The organism is uncultured Microscilla sp. (assembly GCF_947493425.1).
Lineage (GTDB): Bacteria > Bacteroidota > Bacteroidia > Cytophagales > Microscillaceae > Microscilla.
Genome location: NZ_CANLRP010000053.1, coordinates 21052 through 45735, shown reverse-complemented (window position 1 = coordinate 45735; position 24684 = coordinate 21052). Strand labels below are relative to the sequence as shown.

Below are 24684 nucleotides of genomic sequence, written 5' to 3'. Positions count from 1 at the left end.
GGAAATTCAAGGGGTTTAATAAAGACAAGCAATGGCAAGGATATAATATAAAAGGAACTTAGTTCCTGGCGCACTAGTACCTTGGACAGGTTTTGTGGTTAGCCATTGTTTTGCCTCACAGGGGGTATCAAAAAATAGCGTTATTATAGGTTGTTGCTCCATACCTACACTAAAAAGTGTCTGTAATGAGTCTTGCGTATCGTGGTCTTTACTTTTAACCAAAGCTATTTTTGATACATTTTTTTTTGCCAGTTTAACAAATAAATTTTTCTCTATCCATTTTTGTGACTGAGCGTCAAGGCAAAAAGTAAAGTTAGAAAAATCAATCAAGGCTTTTTTGGTTTTATACTCATCAATAATGTATAAAAACTGATGAATACTTTGATAAAAATGTAAATGATTACGATGATGGGTGTAATTCCAGGTTTGTTGCAAAATTTCTTCACTTTCGTAGTATTGAAATTTCACAAATCGGCTATTATAGAATGTGATCATAATTTTGGTGTTTTTTGTTTTTAAGCAACTTTACACTTGCTATATAGCTAAAATACCAAATAATCACATCACTCACAAAACAATAGCACGGTTTTGCAAGGTTAACAATCAAAAATAGTAGTAATACCTACACTAATTATAGTAAAACAATCAACAAGGCATGAAGCACTTGACAAATGTATGGAAAAACAAACAGGTTTTTGTACTTTTACCCACCAAAGTAGCCTAACAACACTATGACCATGAAGAAAAAATTAAAAAAATTGGGACTAATATTTCTTGGAATCATTGTTATAAATATAATGCTGATTGTATTTTGCAATTGGCGCATTGAACAAAAGAGCAGCCCAGGCTTGTTCAGCAAAGTAGGTCAGATTCCTGCCAACAAAGTAGGCTTGGTGTTGGGTACTAGCAAATGGCTCAGCGACGGCAGGGTTAACCTTTACTTCAAATACAGAATAGAAGCCGCAGTAGCGCTTTATAAAGCTAAAAAAATAAAATATATATTGGTAAGTGGCGACAACCGCTTTGATTATTACAATGAACCCCGTGAAATGCATAACGCATTGGTTGCCAGTGGAGTTCCTTCTGAAGTCATTGTACTCGATTATGCTGGGTTCAGAACTTTAGACTCAGTTGTTCGCAGCAAAAAGGTATTTGGACAACAAGCCATTACCATTATTTCTCAGCCTTTTCATAACAAAAGAGCCTTGTTTATAGCCTCCAATTATGGTATGAAAGCGGTGGCTTTCAATGCAAAAGATGTTAACCTTTATATGGGGTTTAAGACCCAATTACGTGAAAAACTCGCCAGGGTAAAGGTTTTTCTTGATTTATATGTGACCAACAAACAACCTAGGTTTTTAGGTGAAAAGATAGAAATTGGGGCTTAGTACCTGTTTAACATTTTTTAGTCAATGATCAAAACACAAATTTCAGAAAAAGGGTATGCTATTTATCCATACACCCTGCCTGCACAAGTGACTCAGGAGCTCCTTAATCAAATCATCCAGACACCACTGCCACAAGACAACAGTTACTTTAGAGCCCACCAAGATTTGTTTGCTATTCGTAATTTATTAGGCGAAATACCCTCACTTAAGACAATACTAAAAGATAATCACGTACAACAAATCCTCCAACAACAGTTTTTGAACTCACCTGCCCGTTGTGTCAAAGCCATTTATTTCGACAAACCACCCCAGTCTAACTGGGTGGTAAACTGGCACCAGGATTTAACCATTAATGTAAAACAAAAGCCTGATGATATACCTGTGGGATTCAAAAAATGGATAAAAAAAACTGGGTTTTGGTCAGTGCAACCTCCTATAAACTATTTAGAAAACATTATAACGCTACGCATTCATTTAGATGATTGTACTGCGAATAATGGCGCTTTAAAAATATTAGAAGCATCTCACACACCAGGCCTCAAGCCTTCTCAAAACCTTACTGATCTCAAAAAAACGTATAATGAAATTACTTGTGAAGTGCCAAAAGGAGGCATATTTGTGATGTCGCCTTTACTCTGGCATGCATCGTCAAAAAATAAGAGTATGCTCCACCGTAGAGTAATACACCTGGAATTTAGTAACCTGAAGTTACCTAAGCATTTAGGATGGTTTGAGGATTATACATAAACTTGTATAATACAACCCTATTTTTTTTCACCAAAACAACATACACAAATAACCTACTATAAACCAACAAGTTGAATAATTACGAATATCACAAAGCACTACTCAAAAAACAATATAGTACAATTCACCACCCCAACTTTTTAGACATTGATTCGTATAGAGTACTACCCGATTATCAGGAAGATATGCAGATAAGAGTATGATATCTGGAATGGTTATGCAGCCCCCAAGTCTACTCCCTTTTTAAGCTTTTTCCTACTAACATATTAAAAAACCGCTCACTGGTATACGCCCATCGTTTATGGTGAAACATCCAGTGTGCGCTTATTTTCGGAAATAATTGCTATGTTCTTAAAATACCATTTTTCAACCAGCATGTATTTTATTCATTATTAACATCAGGCAGGCATTGGTTTCACACTTTTTCAGTTTATTAAATATCCACTATTATGGTATCCTATATTTCGTTGCTATTTATCATGTTTATTTGTTTACTGCTTGGCTCCAGCTTATTTGCAGAGACAACCTACCCTACACATAAGTTAGCCCTTCCTGCTTATTCACCAATGGCTCACTGGTACCCAGCCCCTTTGGTTGCTTATCGTTCGGATAAAAATGACACAAATCAATCAAAAAGTTATCGTGAGGCACGCGACAGCAGTCCTATAAGAGACGAGTATGTAGACTCTTTAGACCCCAAAGCTACAATTGAGTATATCATAGATTATTGCAAGAGTCACCCTTCGCCAGATGGTTATGAGGTAGGCTTGATTTACTTTGTACAAATGGTAGCCAGCAAAGCCAACACAGAAGAAGTACAACAACTTAAAGCAAAAGCCATTGCATTACTCAACCAAAAAATTCAAGAGAAGTAGACGGCTGTCAAACAGCTTATAAACCAGAGGGGATTACCCCCTTTGGTCATATTTATTAGGTAGGTAAGCTTACAATTACCCACTTGCCATCAATAAGCTCCAGGCTTACTTCGTCGGTGCCACTGTCTTTACGCCCGTTATATTCTATCTCTACCCATATTTTTACCCACAATTTACCTGGCTTATGTTCTTTTTTACTCACCAGGCGAAACTTAGTAAAAGTCCAGTCTTTGTACTTGTTCAAGGCATAGGTCAAACGACGTGACCAAGGTGTTTTTTTGGGTAATACTTTTTTCCACTTTTGGTCTTGCCTTATTTTCGAAGCATAAAAGTAAGTCACTAACGACCCAGGTTTATTTTTAAACCTCCGAACTTTACGGGCAGACTTTGCCTCTATCTGTTTGGCTTTTTTGTATACTATCCAACCTTTATCTGTATCAGTTTGGGCGTAAGCTCCCCACACTAACAAGGTTAATATCAATGTAATACTATAAGTTTTCATATATCAGGTGATTGATCAAGGTTTTCTAAAGGTTGCCAAACGCCTTGCCAATTGTAAAATTCCGTTCCAGTAAACTTTTTCTTATAATCATAATGCGAGTTTTCAGCAAAAGAATAGCCAGTATACACATATTTTTTGCCTTGAGTCTTGGCAAACTCTATTTCCATTAACAAGGTGTACAAACCGGGGCTATACGCCGAAAACTCAGGCAAAAACATGGCATAAATACTAGAAACCGCTCCAGGAGTTACATCAATAAAACTAATCCCAAATAAGCGGCCATTGAGGTAAAGGCAACACTCTTGAGTACAGCCACAAGGCACCACTGAGGGGTTACGGTCTACAAAATCATAAATAGAAGAGGGTACATTGTCTTTGAACCGCTGACAATGCGCATGAAATATGGCCTCTTTTTCTGAATTGATAGATGCAGGGTTAAACACTACTTGGGTATCATTATTTTTACGCAATGCTTTGCGCTGGCTTTTGCTTGGTTTAAATCTGTTGACATCTATTCTTAATGGAATTACCGGAGTAAGCCTGCCATTATTCCAGCTTATCCTATCACGAAAGAAAAAAGTACCAAAGTGTCTCCACCCGTCGGCCAACAACACCTCCAATTGCCTGGGGGTCAGTCTTTCTATCTCCATGTATTTCCAAGGCTCTTCCTGATCCAGTTCCATTGCTCTTCAAAGATTTTGATGATTGAACTCCGCCTGGCTTTTATCATTACCCACAAAAGCTCAAGACTATTTCATTGTTTTCTTTAAATCTACAAAAGATCTATACAAAATAAAACAGCCTAGCCAATTCACCTAAGAGGATGTTTAAAACTCATGTTCAGCACTAAAAAAGTAATTTTTAATTCCAAACACCTACTTTAAACTTATCTTTAGACGAAAGCCAAGCTGTTTTTCACATTATTTTACGTGCCAGACTACTTACCAATCAGAATAAAAGGCGACCAGTAGTAAGGTGCAGCATAGTTGCTACTGGCAATCATATCTCGTTTAGATTTATGTAAAGCTTCTATTTGGCTCTCCTTCGGGTGCTTCAGCAACTCTTCATAAAAATCCATCATCAATAAGGAAGTTGAATGATCAGCCACTTTCCAAAGAGACACCATAATGTTTTTGGTACCTGCATAAAGCAGTGCTCGTGACAGCCCTATTACTCCTTCACCTTTTGAAATTTTACCCAGTCCTGTTTCACACGCCGATAAAGTTACCAAATCACTGGACAGTTTTAGGTTATAAATTTCGCCAGAATATAGTATTCCGTCTTCATTAATAGTACTATCTTGTGCCAATAACAACCCTGAGAGTTCAGGAGTTTCCTCGTTTACAAACCCATGGGTGGCAATATGAATATAACGAGTATTGCTCAGTCCTCCATTTTTCACAAAAGCTTCGTTGGCTTTCAAGTGGGTGTGTACTTCGCCTGCTTTATTGTACTTGTCAAATTCTTTTAAGATGTCTTTCACTTCTTCTTCGGTCGCCTTAAGTGGTGATACATATTCGCCGCTCAGCAACAAACCACGAGTAACGTTAGAAGTATCAGACACTGCCGAATCCATTAGTTTGAGGGTGGTTTTGGTTTTGATGCTCATCCCAGCCACTTTCTTGTCATCAAACACGGGAGCCAATGCTACATACTCTCGTTTAGGTGTGGTTTTTTTCTGGTCATTTTTGTGTTGCAAAAATGTTTGATAAAGTAAATTTGCTGAAAAGGCATAGCTTACCTGATACTTTTTAATGAGGTAAGGCAATTCCTGAAAACTTTTACCTTCATAGTTTTTATCTGTAATAAGTGCTTCAAACGGGATCGTTGACAACTCACCATCAGGTATAATAATCAGGTGTTTTAAATAAGCTGGTAGTTTACCCGGAAAAAGCTGTTTATACAGTTTATAAGCATACTTGGCATAAAAACTTTTACGTTGGTACAAGATTCCTTTTCGTACTCCTACCACATACTTATCAAAACGATACTCTTTATTGGCTGAGTTTACCAATAAATCGTTTTTGGTTACTACCACCATGAATATCTTTTCGGGGGTAGTAAAATAAGAAACAATGGCAGTAGAATCATCCAACAACTGACGAATAGAGTCAATAGGAGCTACGCCCAGGTTATGCTTTAATTCGTAGTATTTAGGAAAGTGGGTCTCAAAATATTTGATGATATCATCGTACTCACGGTGGGCATTAAACAGTTTCTGTCTGTACATTAGCTCTGTTACACTGTCGGGCTTGGCAGCAATTTCGAGTTTAAGTTCCGCAATTTTTTTACTCAGTGAATCTTCTATTAATAACAAAGAATCGGGAATACCACCAAATGCTTTTGCCTTGGAGTGTACCAACGATTGCGACAAAACAGCTCCTTTATTTTTTTCTGAAAAATAAAACATATCTTTCAGGAATGACTTTTTGGTTTTGGCAATATCAAGCCCTTTACCTAATTGGTCTATGTTATATTTATCTGTAAACTTGTACAAGTTATAACTGGCACTTACGGCTGCTTTGTACAATTTAGCAGCATCTCTTCCCAAGGTTATTTTATCTTTTTCAGAAGTGTGGGTTTGCCTGATTTTTTCTACCAGCGTATCGCACAGATAGTAAGTATCCAACGCTATTTTCAAACCTTTCAAATCAGCATTGCCATCTTTTTCAAAACCTGCCTGAAGAATTTTCGCTTTGAGTTTAAGAAAATGAAACAAGTCATTTTCTACGTAGTAGTTTCGCAATGGCGGATTCACGTAAATATTTTCATCATCAAAATCGGTAATGCTCGCGGTCAACGCACGTTGTAGGTATTCCAAAGCTGTTTCGCGCCTTCCCTGCTCATTGTAAGTTTGCGAAATATTATAAAAAGCATTGGCAACATTGGGGTGTTTGTTTCCATACAAAATACGGTCACTATCAAGGGATTTCTGAAAATTACTCCGGGCAGTTACATACTCAGTTTTACCATAATAATAAATTGCTGCAATATTGTTATAAGCATTTGACGAACTCTTATTATACTCTCCCCGCAGATCGTAGTTAATATCTAGCACCTTATTATAATAATCAAGAGCAAGCCCGTAATCGTTACGTAAAAACGCCAGGTTTGCCAAGCCCAAATAACACTCTACTACTACTGGGTGGTAGTCGCCTATAGAATATTGAAAAATAGTCAAGGCTTTGTTATAGTACTCTCTTGCCTTATCAAATTCATCTTGTTGCTTATATACATCGCCCATGCCCAAATAGCAATAGGCAGGTTTTGGGTTATTTTTTTTCGTGATTTTCTGATAAATAATCAATGATTGGCTGTAGTATTCCAAAGATTTTTCAAGGCTACGTTTGTCACGGTAGATATTGGCAATGCTTACATAAATATCTGCTACTAAGATACTTTCCTCGCCAAAAGTTGCCTTTGCTATACCCAATGCAAGGTCGCAGTTTTTTTGGGCAAGCGAGTAACTTCCCTGATTTGTATAAAAAATGCCCAGATTGAGTAATGCCTGTGCTACTACTGGGTGTCCCTCTCCAAATACTGTTTTGCTTAGCTTCAAACCTTTTTTAAAATTCTCCAGGGCAGGCTTATATTGATCTTTCAGAAAATATACTCGCCCTAGTCCTAAACTAGCCAATGTAGCAAGTCGATTAGCGCGCGCCAGGTTCTTTGTCAAGGTTTGCTTAAAACGATCAATGGCAAGGTCATAATCTCCATTTTCGGTACGAATATACCCCAGGTTCAATAAGGCTTCAAGCGTTACTTCTGGGTATTTATATTTTTCGGCATCTTTCAATAGCTTTTTGCCCAGCTTTAGCGCCCGGCTCAATTGATAACTTCTCCATAGGCTTTCTACCAGTTTTGTCTGCACTTGCAATGCTCGCTTAAGTTGGTTTGCCCGCCTAAAATTAAACGATGATTTTTCAAGGTATAGGGCAGCACTGTCAGGCTTTCCTATAAACAAGAGTTTTTGCCCAGTAGCCAGCAACCTATTCGCCGCAGTAGTGTCAGACAAGTTACGAGACGATTGAGCCAAAGTCATTGATTGGACCATTATACAAAGTATACTTACAAATAGCAGTGGTTTTAAAAACTTCATAGGTTTATGTCTGATTAATTTTTTGGGGACAAAACAAAATAATATGTGACAATCCCACAAGTGGCTGGGTACACCCCAATGGTATGTTCCTCAGCAATACATTTGACATGTCATGCGTTGAGATGTCGTTGCTTTCACATAAAAACTTGGCTGACGAAGAATAAGGTAATTACTAATTTAGTAAATGAAGGATGAGCTGCAATATTCATAAAACCGAGCTCTGATATTCATAGAAGTGTCTACCAAAATTACTCCTAAAATTACTCAAAGTTGTTTTTTTTTGACAGACCTTCTATAATTATCGATGGGCAGGCAATAACTATGGTTTAATACCAAAATACAAAAAACCACCTAAAGAGTTATTACTAAGGCTCAAAAGGTAATCGAATCTACAAAAATCAAAAATAGTAGTATGCCAACTACGGTAAGTAACCTCATTATAATGACCATAACAAAGTAAATTTTCAAAATTATGGCACCAAGAAGCCGAAATAAATAAACCATAAAATTGTATGACCACTTATGAATTTCGGGCATTTTACCCAATATTTGCGTGATGAGTACTTTGATGCTCATGAGTGGAAGTGTTTTTTAGGTGTCGTAAACACAAAAATAGCTTCCACTCTTTTATTTAAAAGGTAATCTAAAACTCCACAGAGTATTGCATGAAAAGACTTATTTTTTTACCCATATTATCCGCTTTATTTTTAAGCTTCACTGTCAGCGCTCAGAAGGAACATGACACAGAGGAAGAAACCATGAAAAAGTTTGTTGAGTTCTTCACTATACATCCGAACAAGAAAGCTGCCGCAGCAGACTCCAGTTTATATCCTTCCAAAATCATACTGGCACCCATTATCACTTTTAGCCCTGAAACAAGCTGGGGTTTTGGGGTTGGCGCTAAGTATTTGTTTAAAATGAGGGGTAGTGGAGATGAGACCAGAACTTCCAATATGCCGCTTTCTGCCATGTATACTTTAGAAAACCAGTTTATTTTATTTTCTGGCTTTGAAATATTTACCAACAGAGAAGAGTGGATGATATATGGTAATTTTATTTACCAGGATTTTCCTCGTTTATATTATGGAATTGGCAGGAGTACGCCCACAGAGAATGAAGAACATTTTAATTTTAACCAGGTATTGTTTGAGCCATTGTTATTGAAACGAATATTCACCAAGCATTTATTCATAGGTGGCGGTATCAGGTATAACAGAGTTTACAACGTAAAGCCAAAAGAAAACGGAATACTTGATGAACAAACATTCCCTGGCTCCAATGGAGCTACCAATATAGGATTGGAGCTTGCGGCTGTATATGACAGCAGGGATAATATTCTTAATGCTACCAAAGGTTGGTTTATGGAACTAACGCATGGTATTTACAGTAAGTCGCTGGGCGGAGAGCACCGGTTTAATCTTACCAGGCTGGATCTGAAGCATTACATCAAGCCGTTCAAGAATGATGATGTGCTGGCATTCCAGTTCAAGGCACATATCAGCCATGGAGATGTACCTTTTAATGAACTGGCACTTTTTGGAAGCCAGGAGATCATGAGAGGATATTATGAAGGCCGATTTATAGAGAGGCATCTGCTGGCGGCACAGGTAGAGTACAGGAAACAACTGATTGGGCGTTTGGGTGGTGTGGCTTTTGTCGGTTTTGGAGATGTTGCCAACAGGCTCCAAGACTTTAGCATCAAGAACCTGAGGATTTCTGCTGGACTGGGATTAAGGTTCTTATTAGAAAAAAGAGAAAGACTGAATATACGCCTGGATTGGGGATTTGGCAAAAATACCAATAATTATTACTTGAATATTGCCGAAGCATTTTAATAGCATCTATCACTGAAAAACGGAATGGCTATGAGCTTTGCACTTTATTTTATACTCATTATGTTACAAGTTATGCTCATATTTAACCACTGATGAGGAAGGCTGCATAGAAGCAAGAGAAATAAGATAATTCTGATTTAGTAAGTGAAGGATAAGCAATATTCATAAAACCAAGCGCTGATATTTATAGAAGTGTATACCAAAATTACTTAACTTTGTTTTTTTTGACAGGTCTTCCATAATTACCGATGGGCAGACAAACGCCAAAAGCCACCCAAAGGCTATTGCTTGGATGGCTTTTGAAATATTTGACCAAAATGGGGATAATTAATACACTTTTTTTGCTTTCCGGGGTTTGTATTCATTTTGAGAAATATTACGCAACACCTGACACCACTCATAAGCTGAGGGACGTAGTTCGGGGTTGTAATGACCTCCGTCAAAGCAACGGATAAACAACCGTTGTAATAGCTTGGGTAACACCTCAAAATGGATATGAGGCTCAGGAATCACATCAAAATATTGTACCCTGATTCCCTGTGGAAATAATCCTGCCTCTATTTTTTGCTCGTTCGAGACCATGTTATGGTAAGGGTCACGACAAGTGCCCGTAAACGGGTGTAAACCAAACATAAGTTTATAAAAAATAACCCCTAACGAGAAACGATCCCAGTTTTCGGGAATAAGGTCAGATTTGAAGTTCAATTGCTTGGCTTCTCCGGGGCTATACTCTGGAGTTAATTTTTCGGCATTAAACAACAAGGCACCATTGTCAATAATTTGTACCGAATCCAGGTCAATGATAGATACTCGACCATCTTGAGTAATTCTGATATTTTCGGGCTTTATATCTACAAATACCACATGTTTGGAGCGGTGCACCTGGCTGAAAGCCGCCGCAATATTGAAACACAACATGGCGCGGTTGTACAAACCTGTTGACGTACCCCGGTCAAATTTATTATGCCAACTATCGTCTAGCTTTGAAGAAGGCTTCAAAGAACACAACGAGGTAAGGTCTGCTTCTCCTAAGGCTCTCTTCATTACAAAACCAATAAAATTATTGGATTCGTCAAACAAAGGTTCTTCAGGATAAATGACTGAATAACTGTCTTGAAGTTCAGGACGATGCTGAATTAAATAATCTATTTTTCTTGCCCTTCTCTCAGAACGCTCTCGTTCGTGGTAAATCTTGGCCACATGGTTGTCATATTGGCTATTATTCAAAATTGCGTGGACACTTCCTTCGCCCCCACTTCCTAAGTGAGCGGTTTTTAGCTCAACAGTTTGACCTTGACTATTGAGCACTTTTGAGGGTAGTTGGTACATAAATTTCCGGGTTAAAAATGGTTTTGCCATAAAGCATCACAAGCGCTCTATGTACAAAAAATGATCACTTGATAAAGACGAGAGGTAGTTATGAATTGTTTTAGTCACAATCAGCTACACATCTATTTATATTATCGATAATATAGGTCTTATGGTTACGTGTAACCCTGGCTTTTCCATCTTTAAATACGGTCACTTTCTCATAACTAAACGGAATAACCAACTTACCCGAAGGGTTAATATATCCCCACAAATGGGTAGAAGTATCTTTTACACCTGCCAAATCATCTCTAAACTCGGTAACATCCCAATAAGCTGGCAAAATCATCCCTTTGCCTTCAGCATTGATATATCCCCACTTTTCTGTAGCAGCTAATTTTACAGGCAGCAATCCCTCAGCGTAAGTCCCCACTGCCGATACTCCTGTAAGTTCAATGCTTTTAAACCTACCTTCAAAATGCAAAATATAGTATTTGTTGTTGTATTGAACAATCGCTATTCTATCGGTTACTTTTTCGGCAAAGTCATATTTAAAAGGCGTCAGTTCCTGCCCGGTATTTTTTACGTAGCCGTATTTACCCGCTTTTTTTACTACCGCTACTTCTTCGTTAAACCCTCCTACCCAATCATACTTTGCCGACAACACCTTGCCCGAAGTATCTACCAACTCGTATTTCCCATTTTTATACCCCCACGTTACACCATCTTCCAAGGGCCCTAATTGGCTGTATTTTTCGCGTAACTTAAACAACTTGCTTTGTTCGCCCGATAGTGAGCTACCTGTAGTTATGTAGTCATCGCCTCCTGTTCCCTCATTTTTCAGGTAATACATGAACATAAAAACCATCCATACTACACCTACTCCTAAAGCCACCCATACAGTCGTAGACTTTAATATATCGGCTTTAGATACCTCTACCGAAGAGTTACGATAGTAGTTATGTGGTGCCTGGTACGTATGCTGTCCTTGTGTATTTTTATATACAGTACGTTTAGGTGGGTTACGATATACTTCTAACTGATAGTCATAAGCAGCTCTTCTGCTATCGTCTGCAAGTGTATGGTAAGCCTCTTGTATTTCTTTAAACACATCCTCAGCATACGTGTGTGTTCCTCCGTGCATGTCGGGGTGGTATTTTTTTGACAACTGACGATATGCCTTTTTTATTTCATCAAAATTTGCGGTAGGTTTTACGCCTAGCCTCTGATAATAATCTTTCATTTGTATGCATTAGTACACTGTAAACTAAATATCTTTACTTATTTCGGCTTCTTTTGCCCTCTGACTTCTCTTGAAAAAAATCGCGTAGCTTTGGCTATGCTCTATTTTTAAAGATCGCCAGCAAACAAAATAAGCTCGAACTACGCAACAACTTACTTAATTTACAGTGTAATTAGTTCTGCCTGCACCACTTGTTTATTTTTGCGAAAAGCATCCGGCAAGACACTTTCCTTTTTTATTAATGGTTTGATGCACATTATTGTATGTAACATCAGCTACCCCACTTTGCCCAAAACTGTTCACGTCATCATAAATAAATGGAATGACCACTTCGCCTTTCTTATTGATAAACCCCCACTTATAGTCATAGCCATTGTGCCATTGTACTGCGGCAAGTCCCTCATTAAACAAGTATACTTTGTGGTATTTCAAGCTTACTACTTCATTTCCTTGCAGGTCTATAAAACCCCACTTACCATTGAGGTAACACTTTGCCAGTCCGTTTTTAAACTCATCTACATAGTCATAACTAAGCTTGACTACTTCTTTCCCCTTTCGGTTAATAATACTGTATTGATGGTTTTGCATGACGAAAGCCCTGCCTTCAGAGAAATCTTCGACAACATCGTATTGAATAGGGGTAATCTCTTTGCCTTTGCTATTGATAAACCCATACTTGTTGTTGCGTTTTACTGGTGCTATCCCTTCTTTGAAATACCCATGCCAATCATACACCGCCTTGATTACTACTTGGCCGGCAGTATCTATCACTCCAAACTTATTGTTATCGAGCACCCAGGATAATCCGTTTCTGAACCCATCAATATAATCATGGTCTTGGATAAAGTCATATATCAACATTCGGTCATCTTTTAGGTCAGGCAACTTGGCCCTTGCAGCCAACCTTTTTTGTTCGGCTTGATAAATAAATATTACCAATAGGCCTATAGCCAAAAAACCACCTAAAAACACAGGAAAAATACCCTTAGCACCTCGTTGCGACTTTACAATTTTCACGTTGGAACGCCTGTTACTACGGTATTGCTTACGGCTTTTGGTAGTTTGATAAGGTGATTGGGCAGTAGCGCTATAGGCAGCCTGGTTGGTAGCAGCATACTGTTTTGCCAGTTCTACCTGATAGTCGTAGTATGCTTTTTTGGTGGGGTCAGAAAGCACCTCATAAGCCTCGCTCACCTCTTTAAAAACTTCTTCGGCGTACTCATTACCACCTTGATGCATATCTGGATGATACTTCTTAGACAGTTTCCGATATGCTTTTTTTATTTCTTCGGTGGTAGCTGTTTTCGAAACCTGAAGCTTTTCATAATAGTTTTTCATAGCAGCTTTATAACCAATGTAAATACTGGTGTGTAGTTTAACAACAGAACAACGGCGTATATCCTGCTTTGCTAATTTGTTGCCCAAACAACCCAATTGTTTGCTAACGCATACAAATAAACATAGACCTAGTGGAGCTTTTTTCTATGTAAAACTACAAAAATAACCTGATCCATTTGACTAAACTCTTACCGCCAGGCTTCTTGAAAAAATAGTTCCGTAGCTTTGGCTACGCAAAGATTTTTTCAATCGCCTGACAATAAGATATTGCACCAAATTTGGATTACTTTATTTTTTCCGTTTTATGTACCAAGACAAAATTAAATATACCTAATATGCAAATATAACTATCATATTATGAGAGAGTTATCTTTACTTGTAGCTTATAGCTAACTGCTTGCTGCTACTTACTATTTAAGATGTCTGGCTCTACCCAGCACTTTTCCTAGCCTGTTGATAATATAAATTTCTCCTTTGATTTTTGCCTTAGTGGTGGCACGTCCGGCAAAATCATCAGCCCAATCAAACCATAACCCTATGACCTCTTTGCCTTGTTGGTTGATAAATCCATACTTGCCCTGACGCTCTACTCTAGCCAAACCTTTGGCAGGGAGGTCAAAATTCCATACACCGTCGTAATACAAGGGCACCAACAACTTGCCCTGTTGATTAATCATGGCCATTTTTTGACGTATACTTACCCTGGCAAAACCATAGCGAAACGCCCAACCTTCGTCATACACCAAAGGAATGGTCACTTTTCCATCTGCATTGACATACCCAGTTTTTGTTCTTAATACAATAGAAGCTAATCCTTCACTAAAGTTGCCTATCCAGTCGTAGTCATAAGGCAATAAAACCTTGCCTCTACGATCTACCAACCCATACTTTTGGCTTTGTCGATGAAGTACCCTGTGGCTTGAATAAGTTGTTTTTTTGCTTGCTACCGTACTGTTTAAAGGAGTGACCACTAATGGAGAAACCGAGGCAGTTTGTTTGAACAAATTACTGGCAGACACAAAACGTACCAATGCCATTAGTATCATAAAAGCTGTAATGTTTACTGCAATCAACTTGGCCACATCACGGTGGGCTTTACTGGGTTTAGAGGGTACATCCACGGGGTGGGTTCGCGCGACGCTTGCCAACTTGCCAGTTATTACTATAGCTTGTTTTTTTATTTTGGGTTTGCCCAAAACTTTCAACTCTTTTTCAAGGGTTTGTTGCCAGCATAATGCATCAGGGCGCTGTGATGGGATCACACTAAAGCTGGCTTCCAGTAACTGTTGTACAAGTGGTGGTAATTGACCAAAAGCCTGGTGAGGCTCAGGAATGATGTCAAAATGTTGTGCCTGATCGCCTAAAGGCAACAAGTTGGCTTGAATTTTTTGTTCGTTCGATACCAAATCTTCGTAAGGAGGCAAACAAGTACCTGTATAAGGATGTAAACCCAGTAATACCTTATAAAAAATTACCCCTAGTGAAAAATGGTCCCAGTGTACTGGCACAATCTCATGTTTAAAATGAATGTGTTTAACCTCTTGTGGAGCATATTCGGGGGTGATTTTCTCGGTGGCAAACAATAAGGCCTGGTCCTGAGTAACTTGAATAGAGTCAACATCTATGATAAACACATCGCCATTGAGGTTTACCTTTATATTTTCGGGCTTCAGGTCAGCAAATACATACTGGCTGGTTTGGTGCAAGCTGGCGACTACCTCAGCCAGGTTTTTACAAATCAATAAACGAAAATATAAATTATAAGGCACTCTGGCGTATTTGTTATGCCAGGCTTCGGGTGCATTGTGGGGCAGGCTTAAACTACAAAGGGAGGTTAAATGATAAGGGGCATTTACTCTAGGCATCAAAAAGCCCACAAAATCTCCCTCCTCGTTATATAAACATTCTTTAGGTAAAATAACTGCCGAAGAAATATTACTATTTGCTCTGGCTGTAATCAAGTGTTTGATTTTAGACACTCGATGTTTGTGTTGTTCATGGCGATGGTACACCTTGGCTACATAGTTTTTAAAAGCAGCAGGCGCTACTACTTCATATACATTTCCTTCTGCCCCACTACCCAAGGGTTGCCCATTCAGCAACATACATTGTTCTGTTGTGTATAACTTCATATTGTGTCTCTTAACAGAAAGGCAGCGCCATTTTACTTAATCCAACCGCTTCTTTACATACCTATTTTAGTCGCTTTCCTTCTTTATTTATATAATATTTCTTTTTGCCTGTGCGTACTTGTGCCCACCCTTTCTTAAAAGAGCGTACTTCGTCATAACGGTAAGGAATCATCAGTTTGCCCTGCTCATCAATAAATCCCCATTTACCATTTTTTCTGACAGCGGCCATTCCCTCTTCATAAGCTCTAAAGTCATCATATTTATCGCCTTGTCGACTAATAAAATGAGGGTTTTCATCACCCACACTTACCATAGCAAATCCATCAATAAAACTGTTGGCTTGGTTATATTTAAATGGAATGATTACTTTTCCAAGCTGGTTTACATACCCCCACTTGCCTCCTTTGCGTACAGCAGCAAGACCTCCATGAAAGCTTTGAGCATCTTCATACTGTGCAGTGACTACTTCCTGTCCTTTTTTGTTTACAAAGCCGTACCTTGCTACCGTTTTATCGTTGATATTTTTTACCAGCATTACTTTTGCCAGTCCTTCGCTAAACTCCCATGCATCGTCATATTTTTCAGGGATCACCACTTTACCAGCCTTTTCTATATACCCCGCTTTGTTGTTGTTAAAGACCCTTACTACTCCTTCTTTAAACTTCCCTACCCATTCGTACTTAGGCGGAATCACCTCTTTGCCGTTTTCATCTACAAAGCCATATTTCCCGTTCTTTTCGGCACGGGCATAACCTTCGTGAAAATACCCCACTGAAGAATATTGTTTTAACCTGCGTATCCGCTCTTTTTCTGTTTCGCTTACCTTTTTCTTAGTAATCGTTGGTCGTTTGGTTTCAGGTATGTTTACCTGAGTAATTAAGGCAATCAAAGCCGCCAAAATAAACCCTGTAACCACTACACTTTTCAATATGTCTTCGTACTTGCCTTTTTGTGGTTCTTGGTCGTCTGCATCACGGGTAAACTTTATTTTGCGCCCAAAACCGCCCTTACTTTTCTCATCAAATTGCTGAGTCATGATCTTCTTTGAGTTTTAAACAGTTCATACTTTGTCTATTGACTGACAATATAAGAACAATCAACTAAACCTTTAATTATGTTGTTGTATTTATTAGTTATAGTTACTGGGTAATTAATAATGATCAATCAATTGCCAGATTGGTAACAGTTGTTACTGATTTGCTGATTATTTGATAGAATGGTATAGCTTGAGTAACCGCTTAGTCTGTTGTTTCATTTCCTGGCGTGACTTGTACCTAAACGGGGCAAGTTCTACTCCTTCCTGATCGTACAAGCCAAACTTAGCTCCTTTTTGCAGTTCTATCACACCTGTTTTGCTGTTATACCATACATTGTCATAAATGATAGGTAATACTCGTTCGCCATTCCGATTAATTAAGCCAAACTTATTGCCTTGCCCTACTTTAAGTAAACGTTTGCCAGTGGGTAGAGTGGTTCCCTCTATGTAGTCATACTCAAACGGCACAACCTGCCGTCCCTGTAAACTGATAAAGCCATATTTTCCTCGTTTTTTTACTTTTGCCGCTCCGTCTGCAAAGTCATAAGCTTCTTCAAACGTTTCATTAATTGCCCATTTATCCCAACGATCTACATATATATAACTGTCTTTGCTGTATTTTTGCCAGGCAACACCATCGTGAAAGGTACCCATAGTAAGCAGGCGTTCTGACGCGGGTGCATCACTTGAGTTAAACGACAAACTACTATTGGCTATCCCAAATATAATTCCTGCACCTACTAAAATACTTACCATGCCTACTAAACGTATGTTTTTATTAAGCTTTACCTGTAAAGTTTGCCAAGCACTATTTACTGCTTGAGGCGATGAGGGTAACGGTGCGCCAGCTTGCACATTTGAATGAGCACTTGACAATGATTGCAGCTCCCAGTTTTGTACAGTATGAGTTGACTTAAACTCAAAAGCCTTGGTTTGGGTCAACACTTCCATCCACTCATGCATAGTGGGGCGTTTGTTGGGTTGTTGATGCCCCTCTTCAAATGCACGTAAAAACAATTGTTGTAGTTTACGTGAAATAAGCTTAAAGTTTTGATGAGGGGTAGGTATCACTTTAAAATGCTTTTTTTGACTCCCATGTACAAATAAACCCTTGGCTATTTTTTGTTCGTTGGTCACATGTTGCTCAAAAGGTGGTTGGCAACTTCCAGTATAGGGGTGCAGCCCAAACAATATTTTATAAAATACCACTGCCAATGAAAACCTGTCCCAGTGCTGGGGCACATATTCTTTTTTAAAGTCCAGCTGGGCAATTTCGGCTGGGCTGTATTCATGTGTTAGTTTTTGTGCTGCAAAGAGCAGTTGATTGTTTTCAGCTATTTGAATAGAATCTATGTCTATCAAAGACACAGCGCCATCATAAGTAAGCTTGATATTTTCTGGTTTAATGTCGACAAATACAAACTTGCCTGACTGGTGCAATTGGGCAAATGCCTGGGCAATGTTATAACATACTTTTAGCCGATTGCCCACCCCCTGAGCAGTGTAACGGTGGTATTTTTTATGCCAACTGGCATCTAATTTTGCCGATGGTGTAAGGCTACACAATGATGTGATGTCTACTTGGTCGATGGTTTGTTTCATCAAAAAGCCGACAAAATCGCCCGCTTGGTTATACAGAGGCTGTTCGGGAAAAATGGCACTATTGGTCGCCTCCAGTTGAGGAGCATGCTCAATCAGGTATTTGATTTTAGGCTCACGTAAGTCAGTACGTTCTTGTGGGTGGTATATTTTAGCCACAAAGTTACCATTGAGTCGAGCATTTCGGGTTTTGTATACCACCCCCTCCCCTCCTTGTCCCAGTGGAGGGTTTTCAAGCAAAACAGGTATTTGATCAGATGTATATACAGTCAGTTTTTTCATAGTGTAACAACGTTGGTCAGGCATTAAGTAAAACTACAAAAATAACCTAATCCACTGAATTTCGTCTCTGACCGTTGTACTTCTTCAAAAAATAGTTCCGTAGCTAAGGCTACGCAAAGATTTTTTTCATCGTCCAACAAACAGATACTGCCTTCTTTTGGATTACTTTATTTTTTCCATTTTACTAAGGAACATGTTCGCAATAACTGTCCGGTTTAGAATAAATTAGCTTCGCAGAGCTTGAACTTCGTTCTGCGGTTCTCATTACTGCCTTTTGTTATTTTTTTCAGCCGTAGTACCGTCTCACGGTCTGGCTCAACATCCCCCGGATGTTGCCTTGCCCTCAAAAAATGCCGCAGTCAGCTTTGAGCCTTTAACCAAAATCTGGACACCTATTTTGAATACGTTCCTAAATTATCATTGTTTTAGTGCTTAGGCGGAACATAATTGCGTACATACCCACCTGCTTTATTAATATAATGTTTTTTTAGCTTATCACCTACTAATGCTACGCCTGTTTCGTCAAAGTTATGCGCATAAATATACTTCAGTGAGATTATTTCGTGGCCATTTTCATCAATAAACCCTATCAGGTCTCCCGTTCTGACCACGGCTCTCCCGTAATAAAAGTCCCCGATATAGTCATACTTACGGGTCACTGGCTTACCATCACGATCAATCAGGAGGTACTTTCTACCCTTAGGAGTAATCATTTCTATTTGTGCTTTGCCATTGAAAAAAAATGCTGCACCATCATATTGTAAAGGGATAACGACCTTGCCTTGTTCATCTATAAATCCATACTTTCCGTTTTTTGCTACACAAGCAACCCCTTCTTTAAAATCGCCGGCATAATCGTATTGCAAAGGAATAACCACTTCATTTTTGCTGTTCAAAAAACCATACTTACCGTAATTGAGCACCAAACGACGCCCTTCGATTATAGGATGGGCCACCTGATAATCGCCAGGAAAGTATTGTTTGTAATATTCATAATCGGCAGCATACACAGGCACTTCACCAGCAATGTTTTTGAATATGATACTCAGAAAAAAAAGTAACATGACTGCGGCACTGAAAAATCCCCACAATACCACCTTTGATTCTTTGACTGCCTGTACTGGAATAGTAGCATTGTTTGACGACTCAAACTTGGTGAGTACTGGTGGTGCCACACGCACCATACCCGCATACTCGTGATGGGCTATCTGCCCGAAGGCTTGCTCCCACTCTGTAGCCTGAGGACGTGCATCAGGGTTTTGGTGTCCCTCTTCAAAACAACGATAAAAAAGCGCTCGTAGTTCTTCGGGCATTTTGTTAAAACTTTGATGAGGGTGGGGTATGATAGAAAAATATTCTTTTTGGGCACCATGTGGAAACAACCCTTCAGCTATTTTTTGGGCATTGGTGGTAAGCTCGTCGTAGGGTGGGTAACAACTGCCCGTGTAGGGGTGTAAACCCAACAATAATTTATAAAAAATAACTCCCAGCGCAAACCTATCCCAGGCTTGGGGAATAAAATCTTGTTTAAAATGAAGATCTTGATATTCAGGAGGACAATATTCTGGGGTAAGTTTGTTTGCCGGAAAAAGTACTTCGTTTTTTTTAACCACCTGCGCCGAGTCAATATCAATCAGTGATACCTTGCCCTGAAATGACACATGGATATTTTCGGGTTTTACATCTACTAACACCAACTCTTCGGTTTGATGAATCTGGGCAAATACCTGGGCTATTTTCTGACATAACTGGGCAAACTCAGCTACTCCTGCCCCCTCATAACGGTCATACTTTTGGTGCCACTGACTGGGCAAACCCGCAAATAGTTTTAACAAACAAAGGCTTGATAAGTCGGTGTCGCCAGGGGCTTCCCGCATCAAAAACCCCACAAAATCGCCTTGTGCATTATACAATGTTTCCTCTGGAAAAATAGCCGAACAATTGGCCGATAGTTGCGCCTGGAACCTCATCAGGTGGCGAATTTTGGCTTCGCGGGTAGGTTTGCCTTGTTGTTGATTGGTCGCTTCTCTTTCTAATTCTTTGGTATGGTATATTTTAGCCACCAGTGGCACTTCATTGTCATCCACCACTACACTGTATACGTTGCCCTCGCCCCCTATGCCTTTTGGGGTAGCCTGTAGCAATACAGGTTTTTGTTTGCTTGTAAAAAATTGTTGGTTCATTAGGTTGGGGTTCTTTACTTGTACTGTATTTGGCTATCATTGAGTAATTGATTTTATTGCCATTACAATGTCTTGTTAAAACAGTAAAAACAAGGGGAATGTTACAGGATTTTTGTTAATTATTTGGCTCAACTACTTACTACTTGACAACACTTGTTTGCCTTCTTTAACACTGTCGTAAAAAAGAACCGACTAAAGTATAACAATGCATTATGTTAAGTTTAAACATCTACCCGCTAAAACACCACAACCCTGACGCTTGAAACATGCCAGGGTTGTAATCATGGGCTTGACATTAATCCAAGATAATACCACCAACAAACTTTGGCAGTTGAATTTACCCTGATGGTTTCAACATTGGAAAGGTCTACTCAAGAGGTTCCGTTTGGAAAATAAGCTCCAATAATCATTGTTTTATCATCGGGTTCGTTCTTGATTTTTTCGTTACCCTCACGCAAAAACTTATTCCATTTGCCCTTGATCTCATCATCAGTCATACGGTTTTGCTTCATTTGCACCAAACCATTGACTACCGGATTGAAAAACTTTTGATAAGGACGATTAGGATCATAATATTTTTCTTCTTTTTCGTCCCACACACTGCACTCAAACGAATGCATTTCGAGTCCATCAGACATGAGCGTAAACGCAAATGGTTTTTCGTTGATTACCTTGCTTTCTACAAACTTGTTTACCTCTTTATCTGCCCAAATGTCTGAAGTCAAAAAAATCGTTTCATTGGCATACTCACCCTTCCAGGGAGTAAACAATGGTTTCCATTCGCCTTTCGAATTACTATAGCCTCCCCTGCCATCGCCTATGTGGGTGCACAAAATGCCCAATGGCGAAAAAATAGCTACCATAATGGTAGAGGCCAGTTGCCCCAACTCTTTGTTGGTTTGCTTGGCTTCTTTTGCCAGCATATTCCTGAGTTGCTTTAGGCTGGTTTTTGCCAACTTATGCCATTTGTCCTGTTCGGGCAGTTTTTTACTTGTCGTCCACTTATTTTCGGTGACTATTTTTTTAAACAAGCTCATCCCTTCTTTTACTACAAATTGAGACCCTTGATGAGAATAATCTGCCGAGCCAGCACCATCGGCTACAATTGCAATACCCCATCCATTCTCCATTTCTTCGTACAAGTGGCTGTCCTGACAAGGAATATTATTTTTTACGTGGTTTAGCCCCATAACCGAATCACCTACGACCACCCAGAGTTTTTGTTTTTTTTTTGCCATTCGTATGTAAAAATTTGTCTTTTCCTGTGGTTAATTTCTGTACCGCAATTTTGAGGTAATTACCATATTTGTCTTTCAGTTTCCAAAACTTTCGCCTCAAAATATCGGCAGTACAGCTGACGCTCGCATGAAACAACACTTTTTTGGGGTAGCCATTATCGGTTACTTCCAAAGTAACAGTATCATTTTTTACCAGTGCCAATGTATCTTTTTCGTTTTTATCAAACCGGAGTTTTTTTTGGTAAGTGTACCGCCTTGTTTGATAAAGCTTATACCTTTGAATGCGCACTGTTAACTGTAAAGTACGCGTTTTTAAAGGTTTCGTTATCGTGTCTTTTTTACGCATTTTCAAAAATACCGGACGTATTTTTAAGCATTGCATGGGGGGTAATGTAATAGCGCAGGTTTGCTCTTTATACATTACTCTGCTTGATTGTTTCTGGGGGTATCCAGTATAAAAGATGGTGCTTCTAAGCCCAGTTAAAAACGCGCCTACCTCCAACTGAATCTTTAGCTTACCAGTATATTTTGCCAATACAGCATAAGGCAAAAAAGAATCTCGTAGCCACACCTTGTTTTGCCACCCTGCCAATTGCTTTACCTGAAACCGCTGATGCCCCCATACCCTCTGTAAATTGTTTACTTTCCCAAAAAGTTGCAGTCTCAAAAAGTTATGTTTTAAGTTTTTGATATAAAACGAAGGTAATTGTAAATTTACTCCAAACGATATACCACTTGCGTTATATTTACGTACAGGCAACAGTGATATCTGCCCTTTTAAATCATAGCCATCTTCGCGTCTGTATTTTGTTTTTACCCAAAAACTTGTGAGTAAACACGCCTCGGCTACATGTACCAACTGAAAACCAATGCTTGGTCTCCAATAAGGCAACTCATGGTAAGGAATAAACAAGGCAAAATTCAAAGTATCAGACGTAAAATTAAGCATCAAGTCGTTTACTAACTTTCCCTGCTCTATTCTGTAAATTAACAATGGCTGTGGGCGACGTTTTTGCATCAATGCTTTTACATACCCTTTGCCTTGATTTACGCCTGGTGGCAATAGGTATTTTACTAACACTTTTATTCCTGATACTCCCTGAATATTTTCTTTATGATAAGTGGTTACCCACAACCTTGGCGCTCCAGTTTGTGTAGGGGTGAGCAACTGCTGATGCAGTACCATAGTTACGGTAGTGTATGTGTCTAACCGAATAGTATGAGTTTGTTGAGTACCCAACGAATCATTGGTAAGACTAAAAGTATGGCGTTGTTCTATAAACGGACTTTGAGAGGAAGAAAAACGGAGGTGGATCACGTGTTGAGAAGCAGCATTGAATGCTAAGTTTTTGGAAGGCCGATTTGTTTGATTACTTAGTTTTTGTTTACCCAAAAGTCCAATACATTGTGTGTCCTTATATTGTTCAACAAAAACAGTCCATTTGTTTTTTGTGGCACTATTTGCCGTTTTTTGCCGCAACTTAGGGGACACTTTTAAAGTGCAACGATAGGTGTTTTGGGCTTGCGCACTTGCCCAATTACCCCACCCTAAGATCATTATGTAATAAAAAACATAATGAGTAAAAGGAGGCATTTGTATGCCTGAGATATAATACAAATGCCTCTGCATATTTTAAACTAAGAAATGGAAGATTTTGTGAGGTGCGTGAGCACTTGTGCTGGGCAAGCTCGCCAAATACGTTTATGCGAGTTTTTGTTTTACCAGATATAAATAAGCTTCCGAAGTTTACCTCCGGAAGCCAATATTTTTATACTACAGTGCTTATGAATAATTTAGATAGCAATTTGTCCCCAACCTGATGTATCGGGAAGGTTTACTTTGTCTCCTTCTTTCGATTTAGTGATCACGCTCACACTATTGCTCAACCACTGGAAAAACTCATTAAAGTTTAAGCCTCGCAACATCATGGGAGGAGTACTACGGTGCGATAACTGTCTCAATACGTCCATGTTGGCATCTTGTACTCCAATTGGGAAAAATAAAAATTCTTTATTGTCAACTCTTATATCAATATCTTGTGATACACCTTTTACATCCTGATCGGCGTCAGGCTCGCCATCTGTAATCATAATTACAAACGGACGGTAATAAGGTTGTCCGGTTTGCTTGTACCAGTTTTTTCGGGTGGTTACTTTTAGTATTGCACGGCGCAAACCATCTACCAGTGCAGTAGAACCTCCAGCTTTGAGCGTGGGCATTTCAAAGTTATGAATCAATGAAGGTTCTTGAATACAAGCCACCCGCCCTGAAAATGTAATAATGCATATTTCAAGTCGTTGAGAGGCTATTTCATCGTTCATCACTTGTTGTTTAAATCGTTGCAGCCCTTCGTTTAATTGTTGGATGGGGTTACCTATCATCGATCCAGATACATCCAATACAAGTATACACAAACATTTCTGCTCAAAATTTTCCGGAGTTTCGGCTAAAAAATCGTTAGCTGCCATATTATATATTTTAAGATTTTACCAGTTTATCTAATAAGTTGGGTGTTTTGTATGCCTTCTTGACAAACAAAACAAGGGGTAGTTTTAAAATTTTTGATTGTTTGGTAACAACGCCTAAATAATTAGCTGTTTTTAAAAAAATCAATTGTTTATTTTGGCATTGTGAACCTACGAAGAAACTAAGCTTCATTATAATACTCTTACCGTCTTTATGATGTTTTAGTTGCACAGAATTTGGCTTGCTTTTATGTGCGATACAATTTTATCCAAAAATCTGTTTTTTTTCTCATAAAGGTTGCGCCTTACAATTTATAAGATCATTTTCGTATCTCAAAATCTGACCTATTGAATTCGCCGTACAGGTTTGGTTCTATAATTTTATTGGGCTTGAGAGGTGTATATATAAGCTT

Annotated in this window: 18 protein-coding genes; 4 read left to right on the top strand and 14 right to left on the bottom strand. The window is 38.9% G+C overall.

Annotated features, from left to right (window positions below; all coding sequences use genetic code 11):
- Nucleotides 1-15: 15 nt before the first annotated feature.
- Complete coding sequence (locus tag Q0954_RS15290) at nt 16-495, bottom strand: hypothetical protein (RefSeq protein WP_299458304.1); 480 nt, start codon at nt 493-495, stop codon at nt 16-18.
- A gap of 302 nt (nt 496-797) precedes the next feature.
- On the opposite strand from Q0954_RS15290, the gene Q0954_RS15285 reads away from it, so the two are divergent.
- From Q0954_RS15285 to Q0954_RS15275, 3 genes are all read left to right on the top strand, one after another.
- Nucleotides 798-1388, top strand: coding sequence for an ElyC/SanA/YdcF family protein (locus tag Q0954_RS15285; protein WP_299458303.1), 591 nt, complete (start codon nt 798-800; stop codon nt 1386-1388).
- 24 nt (nt 1389-1412) lie between these two features.
- Entirely contained in the window at nt 1413-2135 is a 723-nt protein-coding gene (locus Q0954_RS15280; RefSeq protein WP_299458301.1) for a phytanoyl-CoA dioxygenase family protein, read from the top strand.
- A 566-nt stretch (nt 2136-2701) separates the two neighbouring features.
- A complete protein-coding gene (locus Q0954_RS15275) occupies nt 2702-3010 on the top strand; it encodes a hypothetical protein (RefSeq protein ID WP_299458299.1) in 309 nt (102 codons plus the stop codon).
- A gap of 55 nt (nt 3011-3065) precedes the next feature.
- Here Q0954_RS15275 and Q0954_RS15270 read toward each other — a convergent pair whose 3' ends face one another.
- The 3 genes from Q0954_RS15270 to Q0954_RS15260 form a co-directional block, all read right to left on the bottom strand.
- A complete protein-coding gene (locus Q0954_RS15270) occupies nt 3066-3512 on the bottom strand; it encodes a hypothetical protein (RefSeq protein ID WP_299458297.1) in 447 nt (148 codons plus the stop codon).
- Complete coding sequence (locus Q0954_RS15265) at nt 3509-4195, bottom strand: arginine-tRNA-protein transferase (protein WP_299458295.1); 687 nt, start codon at nt 4193-4195, stop codon at nt 3509-3511. The genes Q0954_RS15270 and Q0954_RS15265 overlap by 4 nt, the downstream gene beginning before the upstream one ends.
- Nucleotides 4196-4449: 254 nt before the next feature.
- Complete coding sequence (locus Q0954_RS15260) at nt 4450-7554, bottom strand: CHAT domain-containing tetratricopeptide repeat protein (RefSeq protein WP_299458293.1); 3105 nt, start codon at nt 7552-7554, stop codon at nt 4450-4452.
- Between the two features lie 722 nt (nt 7555-8276).
- Here Q0954_RS15260 and Q0954_RS15255 point away from each other — a divergent pair.
- Nucleotides 8277-9446: a BamA/TamA family outer membrane protein gene (locus Q0954_RS15255; protein ID WP_299458292.1), complete on the top strand. Its 1170-nt coding sequence runs from the start codon at nt 8277-8279 to the stop codon at nt 9444-9446.
- 327 nt (nt 9447-9773) lie between these two features.
- On the opposite strand, the gene Q0954_RS15250 is transcribed toward Q0954_RS15255, so the two are convergent.
- The 10 genes from Q0954_RS15250 to Q0954_RS15205 all read right to left on the bottom strand — a co-directional run bounded on the left by Q0954_RS15250 (nt 9774) and on the right by Q0954_RS15205 (nt 24274).
- Nucleotides 9774-10775 carry a hypothetical protein gene (locus tag Q0954_RS15250; RefSeq protein ID WP_299458291.1) on the bottom strand — a complete coding sequence of 334 codons (1002 nt, stop codon included), beginning with the start codon at nt 10773-10775 and terminating at the stop codon, nt 9774-9776.
- Between the two features lie 100 nt (nt 10776-10875).
- Nucleotides 10876-11997 carry a WG repeat-containing protein gene (locus Q0954_RS15245; protein ID WP_299458290.1) on the bottom strand — a complete coding sequence of 374 codons (1122 nt, stop codon included), beginning with the start codon at nt 11995-11997 and terminating at the stop codon, nt 10876-10878.
- Nucleotides 11998-12192: 195 nt separating this feature from the next.
- A complete protein-coding gene (locus Q0954_RS15240; RefSeq protein WP_299458305.1) occupies nt 12193-13335 on the bottom strand; it encodes a WG repeat-containing protein in 1143 nt (380 codons plus the stop codon).
- A gap of 410 nt (nt 13336-13745) precedes the next feature.
- A complete protein-coding gene (locus Q0954_RS15235) occupies nt 13746-15467 on the bottom strand; it encodes a WG repeat-containing protein (protein ID WP_299458289.1) in 1722 nt (573 codons plus the stop codon).
- Nucleotides 15468-15528: 61 nt separating this feature from the next.
- Nucleotides 15529-16503, bottom strand: a complete 975-nt coding sequence (locus Q0954_RS15230) for a WG repeat-containing protein (protein ID WP_299458287.1) — start codon at nt 16501-16503, stop codon at nt 15529-15531.
- 168 nt (nt 16504-16671) lie between these two features.
- Nucleotides 16672-18384, bottom strand: a complete 1713-nt coding sequence (locus tag Q0954_RS15225) for a WG repeat-containing protein (protein ID WP_299458285.1) — start codon at nt 18382-18384, stop codon at nt 16672-16674.
- A 425-nt stretch (nt 18385-18809) separates the two neighbouring features.
- A complete protein-coding gene (locus tag Q0954_RS15220) occupies nt 18810-20567 on the bottom strand; it encodes a WG repeat-containing protein (protein ID WP_299458283.1) in 1758 nt (585 codons plus the stop codon).
- A gap of 371 nt (nt 20568-20938) precedes the next feature.
- The gene (locus Q0954_RS15215; protein WP_299458281.1) at nt 20939-21805 is read right to left on the bottom strand and encodes a PP2C family serine/threonine-protein phosphatase; all 867 of its coding nucleotides are present in this window, start codon (nt 21803-21805) and stop codon (nt 20939-20941) included.
- Nucleotides 21765-23435 (bottom strand): hypothetical protein, encoded by a 1671-nt coding sequence (locus Q0954_RS15210; protein WP_299458279.1) that lies wholly within the window; start codon nt 23433-23435, stop codon nt 21765-21767. The genes Q0954_RS15215 and Q0954_RS15210 overlap by 41 nt, the downstream gene beginning before the upstream one ends.
- A 164-nt stretch (nt 23436-23599) precedes the next feature.
- Nucleotides 23600-24274 (bottom strand): VWA domain-containing protein, encoded by a 675-nt coding sequence (locus Q0954_RS15205; protein ID WP_002698871.1) that lies wholly within the window; start codon nt 24272-24274, stop codon nt 23600-23602.
- Nucleotides 24275-24684 lie beyond the last annotated feature (410 nt).